The 11,588-nt window shown below is 59.0% G+C and carries 14 protein-coding genes and 1 pseudogene; 5 read left to right on the top strand and 10 right to left on the bottom strand.

The window, feature by feature from the left end; genetic code table 11:
- Both ACUTJJ_RS22695 and ACUTJJ_RS22690 read right to left on the bottom strand, forming a co-directional pair.
- Positions 1–278, bottom strand: a pseudogene (locus tag ACUTJJ_RS22695) (MFS transporter); the annotation flags it as partial.
- Between the two features lie 335 nt (positions 279–613).
- Entirely contained in the window at positions 614–1,183 is a 570-nt protein-coding gene (locus tag ACUTJJ_RS22690; protein ID WP_404496159.1) for a GNAT family N-acetyltransferase, read from the bottom strand.
- A gap of 295 nt (positions 1,184–1,478) precedes the next feature.
- Here ACUTJJ_RS22690 and ACUTJJ_RS22685 point away from each other — a divergent pair, with 295 nt between their 5' ends.
- Positions 1,479–2,471 (top strand): glutathione S-transferase family protein, encoded by a 993-nt coding sequence (locus tag ACUTJJ_RS22685; protein WP_445543505.1) that lies wholly within the window; start codon positions 1,479–1,481, stop codon positions 2,469–2,471.
- A gap of 15 nt (positions 2,472–2,486) precedes the next feature.
- Here ACUTJJ_RS22685 and ACUTJJ_RS22680 read toward each other — a convergent pair whose 3' ends face one another.
- Positions 2,487–2,963: an NUDIX domain-containing protein gene (locus ACUTJJ_RS22680; protein WP_371417881.1), complete on the bottom strand. Its 477-nt coding sequence runs from the start codon at positions 2,961–2,963 to the stop codon at positions 2,487–2,489.
- Between the two features lie 81 nt (positions 2,964–3,044).
- On the opposite strand from ACUTJJ_RS22680, the gene ACUTJJ_RS22675 reads away from it, so the two are divergent.
- Complete coding sequence (locus ACUTJJ_RS22675; RefSeq protein ID WP_445543504.1) at positions 3,045–4,010, top strand: metallophosphoesterase family protein; 966 nt, start codon at positions 3,045–3,047, stop codon at positions 4,008–4,010.
- 196 nt (positions 4,011–4,206) lie between these two features.
- Here the strand turns inward: ACUTJJ_RS22675 and leuA are convergent, their stop codons facing one another.
- The 6 genes from leuA to ACUTJJ_RS22645 form a co-directional block, all read right to left on the bottom strand.
- Positions 4,207–5,916 carry a 2-isopropylmalate synthase gene (gene leuA / locus ACUTJJ_RS22670; RefSeq protein ID WP_063950708.1) on the bottom strand — a complete coding sequence of 570 codons (1,710 nt, stop codon included), beginning with the start codon at positions 5,914–5,916 and terminating at the stop codon, positions 4,207–4,209.
- A 318-nt stretch (positions 5,917–6,234) separates the two neighbouring features.
- Positions 6,235–6,477 carry a type II toxin-antitoxin system BrnA family antitoxin gene (gene brnA / locus ACUTJJ_RS22665; RefSeq protein ID WP_004443014.1) on the bottom strand — a complete coding sequence of 81 codons (243 nt, stop codon included), beginning with the start codon at positions 6,475–6,477 and terminating at the stop codon, positions 6,235–6,237.
- Positions 6,437–6,727 carry a BrnT family toxin gene (locus tag ACUTJJ_RS22660; protein WP_445543503.1) on the bottom strand — a complete coding sequence of 97 codons (291 nt, stop codon included), beginning with the start codon at positions 6,725–6,727 and terminating at the stop codon, positions 6,437–6,439. Before ACUTJJ_RS22660 ends, brnA begins: the two co-directional genes overlap by 41 nt.
- A gap of 36 nt (positions 6,728–6,763) precedes the next feature.
- Positions 6,764–7,942, bottom strand: a complete 1,179-nt coding sequence (locus tag ACUTJJ_RS22655; protein WP_445543502.1) for a benzoate/H(+) symporter BenE family transporter — start codon at positions 7,940–7,942, stop codon at positions 6,764–6,766.
- Positions 7,943–8,026: 84 nt separating this feature from the next.
- Complete coding sequence (locus ACUTJJ_RS22650) at positions 8,027–8,671, bottom strand: NrsF family protein (RefSeq protein ID WP_445543501.1); 645 nt, start codon at positions 8,669–8,671, stop codon at positions 8,027–8,029.
- On the bottom strand, positions 8,668–9,183 hold the full coding sequence (locus ACUTJJ_RS22645) for a sigma-70 family RNA polymerase sigma factor (RefSeq protein ID WP_445543506.1): 516 nt from the start codon (positions 9,181–9,183) through the stop codon (positions 8,668–8,670). Before ACUTJJ_RS22645 ends, ACUTJJ_RS22650 begins: the two co-directional genes overlap by 4 nt.
- A 218-nt stretch (positions 9,184–9,401) precedes the next feature.
- Between ACUTJJ_RS22645 and ACUTJJ_RS22640 the strand changes: the two genes are divergently transcribed.
- A complete protein-coding gene (locus ACUTJJ_RS22640) occupies positions 9,402–9,659 on the top strand; it encodes a pentapeptide MXKDX repeat protein (RefSeq protein ID WP_445543500.1) in 258 nt (85 codons plus the stop codon).
- A gap of 72 nt (positions 9,660–9,731) precedes the next feature.
- Here ACUTJJ_RS22640 and ACUTJJ_RS22635 read toward each other — a convergent pair whose 3' ends face one another.
- Complete coding sequence (locus tag ACUTJJ_RS22635) at positions 9,732–10,313, bottom strand: ATP-dependent Clp protease proteolytic subunit (RefSeq protein ID WP_063950712.1); 582 nt, start codon at positions 10,311–10,313, stop codon at positions 9,732–9,734.
- 233 nt (positions 10,314–10,546) lie between these two features.
- Here ACUTJJ_RS22635 and ACUTJJ_RS22630 point away from each other — a divergent pair, with 233 nt between their 5' ends.
- Together ACUTJJ_RS22630 and ACUTJJ_RS22625 are read left to right on the top strand one after the other, a co-directional pair.
- Positions 10,547–11,137, top strand: coding sequence for a HupE/UreJ family protein (locus ACUTJJ_RS22630; RefSeq protein WP_296068710.1), 591 nt, complete (start codon positions 10,547–10,549; stop codon positions 11,135–11,137).
- Between the two features lie 100 nt (positions 11,138–11,237).
- On the top strand, positions 11,238–11,588 hold a 351-nt coding region (locus tag ACUTJJ_RS22625), incomplete at its 3' end, for a DUF2076 domain-containing protein (RefSeq protein ID WP_445543499.1).

The raw sequence follows: 11,588 nt of genomic DNA, 5'->3' as shown, positions 1-11,588 counted from the left end.
ACGGTGACGATCAGCACACGGCGACGGCCATATCTGTCCGCCAGCCGACCGAAACCGGCAGCGCCTAAAAGCATGCCGAAAAAGAACGCCGTCCCGGTTTGCAGCGCCTGCGGCACCGTCAGGCCGAAGGTTGCCGCAATCGAGGCGGCAGTGAAGCCGACAGCCAAAACCTGCATGGCATCCGCCGCCCAGACGAGGCCGAAAATACCCATCAGCCGCCGTTGATAGGCGCCTGCGCCCGCGCGCTCCAGCGCATCATTCATGGTGATTGCCGTCATGCCCGCCCCCTTGCAGAAATCGACTTTCCCTAGCTATCGCATGGGGGAAGGAAACGGAATTGAATTCTGTGGAGGGAGACGCGTTGTTTCGAAACAGGCTAGCGGAAGAAGAACTTACCACACAAGGAGAGGTGCACGGCAGTCTCGATGTTTGCCATAGCGCGCAACGCCCCTTCCGTCATGCCGGACTTGATCCGGCATCCAGTCACGGCGCGTTTGCGCCGTGGGAACAATCCTTTCAGCCCAAAGACTTGGGCTGGCTGGATTCCGGCTCAAGGTCGCAATGACGCGGTTTTACGCTGCGCTAAAAAAGCACAAAGCACCTTCGGAAACTCTCAACCGTAAACCCTGAGCGGCTCCTCAAAACCCTCATCTTCAGCCGCTGCAGCCGGCATCACGGCCTCGCATTTGCGCCAGCCGATCTTGCCTTTCAGCCGCTGGTGCACATCATCACCCAGCGGCACGACCAAAACCCGGTTCGGATCGACAGGACCCGGAAAATCAAGCGCCGCATAAGCGACCTTCTCGAAACCGAGCGGCATGTAATAGGGCGGATCGCCAATCAGGATCACAGCCTCGGAACCCTTCCGCCTTGCCGCCGCAATAGCGATCCGGACGAGTTCCCGGCCGATGCCCTTGTTCTTGTGCGAAGGCCGAACGGCAAGGGGCCCGAGCATATGGCCCTTCACGCCACCGGCCAGAACCGGCGTCATGCGCACCGAGGCAATCGTCTCGCCATCATCGGCGCAGACGAAGGACAGCGACCGGTCATGGGGCCCCTGCTCGCGAATGCGCGCTGCCGCACGGGTGTGCCGGCCGGGACCAAAAGCTTCTTCGTTGATGACTTCGATGATGGCGTCGTGCGACGCGTCCTCGGTGAGGTAGACAAGATCGTGCTTGGACATGAAGAGACCGAAACTTCCAGAATGCGGATGCGACAATAGATGACGGCTGCGCCGGTTAGGGCGTTCAGGAGCGTCAGCGTCGTCGGAGCATCCGTGGTTCGATCATAATCAAAAATTTCCTCAGATTTGTGAAAATCGCAATTATCAGGAAAATAACGACCCGTCCAGAACAAATCGCCGCGCGATGCCATTCCCGTTATGCGAGACGGAAACGCATTGTTCAATGCCTTGCGGGTTCGCGCCCGCCCGTGAACCGGGTAGGATCGGCCCCAAGAAAACAACCAAGGAGATCATCATGGGCATGCTCGTGGAAGGCGTATGGAAAGACGTCTGGTACGACACCAAGGAAACCAAGGGGCACTTCAAGCGTAGTGCCTCGCAATTCCGCAACTGGGTGACAGCGGACGGCGCGCCTGGCCCTTCCGGAGCAGGCGGATTCGCGGCAGAGAAAGATCGTTACCACCTCTATGTGTCGCTGGCCTGTCCATGGGCGCATCGAACCCTGATTTTCCGCAAGCTGAAAAAGCTGGAAAACCTGATTTTCGTCTCCGTCGTCGATCCGTTGATGCTGGAGAACGGCTGGGAATTCCGGCCGGAAGGTGAGCGCACACCGGGCGCGACCGAAGACCATCTCTTCGGTTTTTCCACCTTGTGGCAGGTTTATACCGAGGCGGATCCCAAATATTCCGGGCGCGTCACCGTGCCGGTCCTCTGGGACAAAAAGCGCGGCACCATCGTCTCCAACGAATCGGCGGAAATCATTCGCATGTTCAATGTGGCCTTCAACGGGCTCACGGGATCGGACGCGGATTATTATCCAGAGGCGCTGCGCGCCGAGATCGATGCGCTGAATGACGTCATCTATGACACCGTCAACAACGGCGTCTACAAGGCCGGTTTCGCCACGACACAGGATGCCTATCAGCAGAATGCCGTGAAGGTGTTCGAGACGCTGGATATGCTGGAAGATCGCCTGAAGGATAAAAGATTCCTGTTTGGCGCGGAGCAGACGGAAGCGGACTGGCGGCTCTTCACCACACTCGTCCGTTTCGACCCCGTCTATGTCGGCCATTTCAAGTGCAACATCCGCCGCATCCACGACTATTCGCATCTGACGGCCTATCTGCGCGATCTTTATCAGACGTCGGGCGTGCCTGAGACGGTCGATATCAGACACATCAAGGAACACTATTACCGCAGCCATCGCACCATCAACCCGACCGGTATCGTGCCTGTCGGTCCGGAGTTGGACCTGACATTGGCGCACGGCCGCGAGGCCCTGTCTTGAGGGATTAAAACGTCGCTACCAATGGTCGGCCGGCGCTTCTTCCCCGGCGAGTTCAGCGAGCCGGCGGCGGGTGGCCGGTGTTACTCCTTCCGGCAGCTCTGACAGATCGAAAAAGCCGCTCTCAACTATTTCGTGATCGGGCTTTTTCGGCTGTGTCTGGGTGACATCCAGCCGGTAAAGCGCGACATGGTCGCGGTTGCTGCCTTCCAGATTGAGGTAGACGTGGAAAAGCTCGGGCTTGGAGGCTGCCTCGAGATTGCCTTCCTCACGGATTTCCTTGTGAAGCGCCAAAAGCAGGGTCTCACCCCGCTCCACCCCACCCCCCGGCAGGTACCAGCCGGGCAAGTAGGTATGCCGCACCAGAAAAATCCTGCCCTTTTCGTCATAGCAGGCAGCACGCACCCCCAGCGTTGCACCGCGCGTGAACAGAAAAACGAAATGCAGAAAGCGGATCAGCAGGCGTGTGTGGAACGGGCGGGCATCCCGCCGCATTGTTTCATCACTCACTCTGGTTTCTCCCCGTCGGCAGGCTTTTGTTGGACGTGCGGCATATCATAGGTTATCTCTCCCGCCATGTTCAAACTTGCGCATATTTCAGACGTCCATTTGGGGCCTTTGCCGAAACTCACTTTCCGGGAACTTGCATCGAAACGGATTACCGGTTTCGTCAACTGGCATCGCAACCGCCGCAAGCATCTCTTCACCGATACGCTGGAAAAGCTGCTCGACGATCTCGAGACTAAATCGCCGGACCATCTGGCTATCACCGGCGATCTCGTCAATCTTGCGACCGGCATCGAAATCCGCGCCGCCGCGGACTGGCTGGAGGAAGTGGGCGATCCAGAGAAAACCTCCGTCGTTCCCGGCAATCATGACGCCTATGTATCCGGTGCGCATGACAAGGCCATGCAGGCCTGGTATCCCTATGTCCGCGGCGATGGCGACCCCGCCGCGTGGGACGACGACCGCAAGATTTTTCCCTATATGCGCGTGCGCGGCCCCGTCGCGCTGATCGGCTGTTCCACCTCGATTGCCACGCCACCTTTCTCGGCCACCGGCTATTTCGGCAACCGGCAGGCGCGCGCTACGGCGGAACTGCTGAAGAAGGCGGGGGAGCAGGGGCTGTTCCGCGTGGTGATGATTCATCATCCGCCGATCCGCGGCGCCGCCGCCACCCACAAGCGTATGATCGGTATTCGCCGTTTCGCGGCCGCCCTCGGTGTTGGCGGTGCGGAACTCGTGCTGCATGGTCATACGCATTTGAATACGGTTTATTGGCTGAATACGCATCACGGGGAAGACCACATTCCGGTCGTCGGCATCGCGTCTGCAAGCCAGGGCCCGGGTGGGGAAAAACCGCGCGCGGCCTATAATCTCTTTAACATTTCCGGGGGTCCCGGCACCTGGAACGTTACCTGCGAACGACATAGCCTCAATGAAACGGCGACGGGTGTCTCGCTTGAGGATATCAGGGTATTTTACGAAAACGGGCGGCCGCTCGGGTTCTCGCGGCCGGCGGAGCAGAGCCCGGAGGATTGAGAGGTAGGAGGTTGGGGCTACCCCCCTCTGCCCTGCCGGGCATCTCCCCCTCAAGGGGGGAGATCAGCAGTAAGCACGACCATAGCCTCGTTTGCCAAGGTCGAGATGACAGAAAGTTCGCCACGAGTCGATCTCCCCCTTGAGGGGGAGATGTCCGGCAGGACAGAGAGGGGTAGCCCCCACCCTCAACGCAAGCTTACTTCGCCCGCTCTTCCAGCACCCGGTTGGCCGCAGAAACAATCGCCTCGAGCGACGCCGCCACGATATTCGTATTCACCCCGGCCCCGAACAGCTTACCGCCTGGATGCTCCATCTCGACATAAGCGATGGCCGACGCATTCGAGCCGTGCTGCAACGAATGCTCGGAATAATCATTCACTGAGAGATCGATGCCGAGATAAACCGACAGCGCATTGATGAAGCCATCGATCGGGCCGGTGCCCTTGCCCTCGATACGCTTCACCTCACCATTATCGGTGATTTCGGCGGCAACAATCCGCACGCCCTTGAAATCGCCGGCCGGATAGGTGTGGTGATCGACGAACTTGAGGCGTGCATTCGGCTGCGTCACGTAGCGTTCGATAAAGCGCTCATAGATGCGCTTGGCCGGCAGCTCGACACCCTCTTCGTCGGTGATGCGCTGAATATCCTCGCGGAACTCCACCTGCAGGTTGCGCGGCAGGTTGATGCCGTAATCCTGCTGGAGGATATAGGCGATGCCACCCTTGCCGGATTGCGAATTGATGCGGATGATCGCTTCGTAGGAACGTCCTACATCCTTCGGGTCGATCGGCAGATAGGGCACTTCCCACACCGGGTGGTTGGCAACCTTGATCGCCTTCATGCCCTTGTTGATCGCATCCTGATGCGAGCCGGAAAAGGCCGTATAGACCAGTTCGCCGACGTAAGGATGGCGCTCCGGGATCGTCATCTCGTTGGAATATTCGTAGACCGCCTTGATGCGCTCGATATCACGGCAATCCAGTTCGGGATCGACACCCTGCGTATACATGTTCAGCGCCAGCGTCACGACGTCGACGTTACCCGTGCGCTCGCCATTACCGAACAGCGTGCCTTCGACGCGGTCAGCACCCGCCATCAGGCCCAGCTCCGTCGCCGCGATGCCCGTGCCACGGTCATTGTGGGGATGCAGCGAGATAATGACGTTTTCGCGGTTGTCGATGTTGCGGCACATCCATTCGATCTGGTCGGCATAGATGTTCGGCGTCGCCATTTCCACCGTCGACGGCAGGTTCAGGATCAGCTTGTTGTCCGCCGTCGGCTTCACCACCTCGACCACGGCGTTGCAGATTTCCAGCGCCACTTCCAGCTCTGTGCCGGTGAAGCTCTCGGGCGAATATTCGAAGCGGTACCCGCCGCCGGCCTTGGCCGCCATGTCGGTGATCATCTTGGCCGCATCGACGGCGATCTGCTTGATGCCGTGCACATCCTTGCCGAACACCACGCGACGCTGCAATTCCGACGTGGAATTGTAGAAATGGATAATAGGCTGGTTGGCGCCTTCCAGCGCTTCGAACGTGCGGGTGATCAGTTCCGGCCGGCACTGCACCAGCACCTGCAGGGAAACGTCGTCAGGCACATTGCCCTCTTCCACGCACCAGCGGGCAAAATCGAAATCTGTCTGCGAGGCGGAAGGGAAACCGATCTCGATTTCCTTGAAGCCCATTTCCAAGAGCAGCTTGAACATGCGCGCCTTGCGATCATGACCCATGGGGTTGACCAGCGACTGGTTTCCGTCGCGCAAGTCGACAGAACACCAGATCGGCGCCTTGGTGATGGTCTTTGAAGGCCAGGTACGATCGGGGATATTGATGGTGGGATAAGGGCGATACTTCACGCTCGCGTCGGTCATGCCCTTTGAAATAGTGGTGGTCTTGGCGTCCATGTCGCTTCCTCCTTGCGCCATCCGCGGGCTTCTTCAAGCCATCGGCGGGTGCGCGGCCCTTGGGGGCCTAAATCCAGTATAAAATGAGATTTCGAGATGAGGAGCGTTTGCACCAGCGGGCTTTCGGCCGCCGGGCGCTCCTCACTGGACCCGGCAACCGCGTGTAAGGTCGAGGCTAAGAAGCGAGAGTGCACCGCACGGCAAGGCCTTCGCAGAAATCTGCGCGCTTATGCCGGAACTTGTTGCGATGCTGTTGCTCATGGCGATGTGTATAAACAGCGGCTGGCGGTCTGACAAGTGATCTTGTGCGGTGCAGGCTTATTTTGCGTGTCGGCCAATCTCAAGCCTTTCCGCGATCCACAATTTGACAAGCGACTGCCGGGTCACACCAAGTCTCCGAGCCTCATTATCGAGGTCGTTTACGACCCATGTCGGAAAATCGATATTGACACGCTTGGGCTCGATATTCAGATGCCGCGCCGTTGTCCAGTCGAGATACTCACCGATGTCCTCGCCATCATCAGCCATCCTGTCGAATTCTTCTGCGCTTATTGTCTTCATAATGGTGCCTCTCTAACTCGCGGGCGCGCCGAACGGAGATGATTCGAATACGGCCACCGCGCAGCGTATGCACCGCCAGCCATAATTTGTCGCCGAAAAGAGCGATGAGCGCAAACCGCTCCTCACCAACGCCCAGCGCGGTAACGGTCAAACCGAATTTATCGTGCCACAACGCCTGGGCATCGACAAAATCAATCCCGTGCTTGTCTTTATTGCCGGCGCTCTTGGCCGGATCAAATTCAAATTCCATAAGAATATAATATAAAAACTATACCATTTCCACTATTTAACCACGCTTCACCACTCGCTGCAACGCCATCATCAACCCGCCACCGATCAGCCCCCAAAAGGCCCCGGAAACGCCGCCAAAGGAAAGGCCGGAGGCGGTGATGAGGAAGGTGATGGCCGCCGCCTCGCGGGTTTCCGGCTCCTTGAAAGCAGCGACCGCCGAGCCGGAAAAGGCGCCGACCAGCGCCAGCCCCGCCACCGCCTGAATGAGGACGGGCGGCGCGAGCGCGACGAAGGCTGTCACCACACCCGCCAGCAACCCGAAGACGATATATCCAACGCCGCCGATAATCGCCGCCCAGTAGCGGCGTTTCGGATCGGGATGGGCATCTTCCCCGGCGCACATGGCCGCCGTGATGGCGGCCAGATTGACCGCATGGCCCCCGAAAGGCGCCGACAGCAGCGAGAAGAAACCGGTTGCCGCGAAAAGCGGACCGGGCTGCGGGTCGTAATGATTGACCTTCAGGACGGCGATGCCGGGAATATTTTGCGAGGCCATCGTCACGATGAAGAGCGGCAGCGCGATGGAAACGATGGCGTGGAGGCTGAAGACCGGCGTCACCCATTCCATCGGCGGCGTCAGCGACTGTGCGACGCTATCGAACGCGCCCGTGGGAATATCGACGCCGAAGATCATGACGAGCACGAAAGCAGCGAGCGCCGCGGGCACGGCAAACAGCCGTTTGAAAGCGCCGACGATGATCCAGGCCAGAATAATCGGCAAGCCGAGCGCGGGATTAAAACCGATTGCCTTGATCGGTGCAAAACAAAGGCCAATGATGACACCCGACAACATGGCATTGGCAAGCGGCGCAGGAATGGAAGCGACCGCTTTTCCAAGTGGCCGGAACAGGCCGGCAATGACGATCAGGATGGCGCAGATGATAAAGCCGCCGACGGCAGCCGGAAATCCGCCCTCGATCACACCGGTCGTCGCCAGCAGCGCGGCCCCCGGGGTCGACCAAGCGATGCTGATGGGAAGCCGTGTCGCGGCGGAGAGGACGATAGCACAAATCCCCATCGCCACCGAAAGCGCCATCAGCCCGGACGCAGCTTCGAAATCGGTTGCGCCGACCGCTTTCAAGCCCTGCAGCACAACGGCGAAGGAACTGGCAAAACCGACAAAAGCGGTGAGGCAGCCCATGAACAGGCTCTGGACGGAAAAATCTTTCAGCATGGCGGTTCCTGGATCTTCTGTTTATTCTGAAGATCAAAAAACCCATCCGCTGGCAAGATGCTCGACGGGCGAACAGGTACGCCCTTACCAGCGCAGCAGGCGCGAGCCTGCAATGGAACCGATGATGCCGGTCAGGAGAATGCCTAGCGAATACCAGATCAGCACGAAAGCCATGCCGTTTTCGGTGCAGAACCATGAATAGACCCATGCCCCGGCCGCGCCGGCGGCAACGCCCGCGACAAATCCCGCAAGCGTCGGGTCAGCGGGCGCCGAACGGCGCAGAACCGCGAAATTCGCGAGAAACACGGGAGACGCAAAACCAACGATCAAGAACGGGCAGTGCAGTGCGGATGAGCCGAGAATAAGGGTGCGATAGGTGCCCGGCACGGCAAAGCCCAGTTGCACAAGCGCAGTCACCGCCATGGCAACAAAAATCAGCGTATGCCAAACAAACACGTAACCCCGTTCGCCATCGGGCCGCGAAAGGCGAATGACGGCGAAAAACGCGGTCAGTGCCAGCAGGGCGTTGTAGGCGGATTTAACCCAGAAACCCGGCTCGGTCACGGCGTCGTTCATGTCGCTGCGAGGGCCGAGAATGGCAAGCATCAGCACGAGCGAAACGCCAAGCGCCGACAGGGCCGCAATTGCAAATCGGCGCTTGAGCGCAAAAGCCGGGACGGGCTTAAGATTGCTTACAAGTTTCTCGATGATGTCTTCCGTCTTTCTCACCTGTCCCCCCGCAATTTTGCCGCCAGGACTTTCAGCGTTCTGTGAATGCCAACCCTTGCCGCAAGCTCCGTCTGCCCGGATTTCGCCGCCGCTTCGGCAATTGACTGACCTTCGATTTTCACCCGTCGAATGAGATCGCCTTGCCGCTCCGGTAGCGCGTCCAGCAGCCTCTCCACATCCATGCGAGCCGTGACGGCGTCAACGGAGGACTCGGCTTCAAGCGACTCATCGAGTTCGACCTCTGTAAGCGCCCGCGCGCCCCTGCCACGATAGTGGTCGATGAGCTTGTAGCGCGCTATCGAGAAAAACCACGCAGTGAATGGTCTTTCACGGTCATAGGTCGCCCGCTTGGCGTGAAGCGACAACAAAGTCTCCTGAACAAGATCTTCGACATCCGCTCTGGAGGCGGCGGCCATGCGTCGCCCGTAATAGGCGACCAGCAGTCGTCTCAACGCGTGCAACAAATGCCTGTAGGCGCCTTCGTCCCCATCAAGAGAACGCAGCATCAGCAATTTGAGTGTCTCTTCCGAAGGGCTGCCTGTCATCGTCACTATGGGGTTATTCGGCATCGGCAAACTATTGTTACATAATGGCTTGAAAAAAATCTCGCCCGAACTTTGCGTCACAAGCGCGTGAAGATGTAACGAGCAGCCGGTCCTGTCCGAATGGATGATCGTGAACCGCGGCGCATTGCCGGCGGACATTCAACGACTTCAAGAGGAGATCCTTCATGACCCGCACCCTGATCGCCATTGCTGCCACTTCCCTACTCTCCGCGCTGTCCTTCGCAGGCAGCGTCCATGCCGACGGCATGAAGACCGGCGGGATGACAAAAGACGCCACGCAGAGCGACACCATGAAAATGGAGACCATGAAAAAGGATGGGATGTCGATGACCAGCAAGAAGGACTGCATGCACAAGGCCGGCATGGACATGAACAAGATGAAGAAAGCGGACATGATGAAGGCCTGTGACACGATGAAATGACACCAGCCTGAATGGAAAAAGCCCGCACCGATTCTCATCGGCACGGGCTTTTTTCAACGGAAAGTCAGAAGATCAAAGTTCCGACTGGCTCTCGACTATCTTGCCGACGAGGCCATAATCCTTGGCGTCTTCTGCGCTCAGCCAGTAATCGCGATCGATGTCCTTGGCGATCTTTTCTTCGCTCTGGCCGGTGGCCTTGGAGAAGATCTTGATCAGGCGCTGGTTCATCTTGATGATTTCGCGGGCCTGGATTTCGATATCGGATGCCATGCCACGCGTACCGCCGGAGGGTTGGTGCAGCAGGAAGCGGGTGTTCGGCAGGCAAAGGCGCCGTTCCTTCGGCACCGAAACATAGATCAGCGCGCCGGCGGAAGCGACCCAGCCCGTGCCGATGATATAGACCTTCGGCTTGATGAACTTGATCATGTCGTGGATGGAATCACCCGATTCGACATGGCCGCCCGGCGAATTGACGTAAACGCGAATGTCGTCGTCGCTGGCGGCGGCAAGGGCCACGAGCTGCGTGCAGACCTTCTGCGCCAGTTCCTGCGTGATGCCACCATAGATGAAGATCGAACGCGACTTGAAAAGATTCGCTTCCGTTTCCTTGCCGATCGGCAGTTCCTTGCTCTTGTCGTCTTCGTCTTCGTTCATCAACGGCTCTCTCCAGCAAAATTCGTGCATGCCCTTCGGACATAGTGCGACTTGTTACGTAAGGCAATGAGCAAAAAAGACAAGGTTCGCGCCCGAACAATAAACAGCACCCCCGGCAGATGACGCATGGACAGCTCGTTCGTCTTCGCGATATCGTCGGCGTCTCATTGCAGTGCCGCACGCTGCGGGAACCCAAGACAGCAGATGGGCGGCGATAATCTTAAGAGGGAACCATGCTGAAAAGACTAAGCCTTGCCGCTGCCGCGCTCGGCCTTACCACCCTGCCCGCTTTCGCGCATTTGAACCCGGAAGAACACGGCTCCTTCATGGCCGGCGTTTCGCACCCCTTTTTCGGTGCGGATCACATTCTGGCGATGGTGGCTGTCGGCATCTGGGCTTCACAGATCGCCTTTTCCCGCAATGACCGCAAGGCGCTGTGGATCGTGCCCACCGCCTTTGTCGGCACCATGGCCGTGGGCTTCCTGATGGCGGTTTACGGCATCGGCCTTCCCTTCGTCGAACCCGCCATTCTCGCCTCCGTCATCGGCCTTGGCCTTCTGGTCGCCATGGCGGCAAGGCTCCCTACGGCGGCGGCGGCAGCCATCGTCGGCGCCTTCGCCCTTTTCCACGGTCACGCGCATGGTGGCGAACTCGGCAGCGCCGGCGCGCTGCAATTCGGCGTCGGTTTCATGATCGCCACCGCCATCCTGCATCTAGCCGGCATCGCGCTCGGTCTCGGCATCGCCCGCTTCGGCCCGGTCGCCAGCCGCACGGTTGGCGCGCTGACGGCGATTGCGGGCCTCTCGCTCGCCTTCGGCGGCTGAGGATCATTACCGAAATTTAAAATTCGGACCGCTTTGAAAAGCCAAAATTGTGGCCTACCTCCTTATCGTGGATTTACGCTTCACGGTAAGGAGGCAGCATATGTCACCGGAAGAAAGCCAGCTTCTCAAGGGCCTGTTCGAAAGAACCAAGGCCGCATCCGCCACCCCGCGGGACCGCGAGGCGGAAACATTGATCGCAGACGCCGTGCGCGATCAGCCCGCAGCTCCCTATTATCTTGCTCAGGCGGTAATCGTTCAGGAAAAGGGTCTGGAGGCGGCGGCAGCCCATATCAAGCAGCTCGAAGAGCGCATCCACGCGTTGGAAAGCGCCAATCCTGCCCCTCAGGCCGCAGCACAGGGCGGCTTTCTCAGTTCCATCTTCGGCACCGGCCAGCCGCAGCCGCCAGCCCCGACACCCGCACCTGCTGCTGTCGCGCCAGCCTCGTGGCGT

Source organism: Agrobacterium sp. DKPNP3, from assembly GCF_052686535.1.
This window is presented reverse-complemented; position numbering and strand designations above follow the sequence as displayed.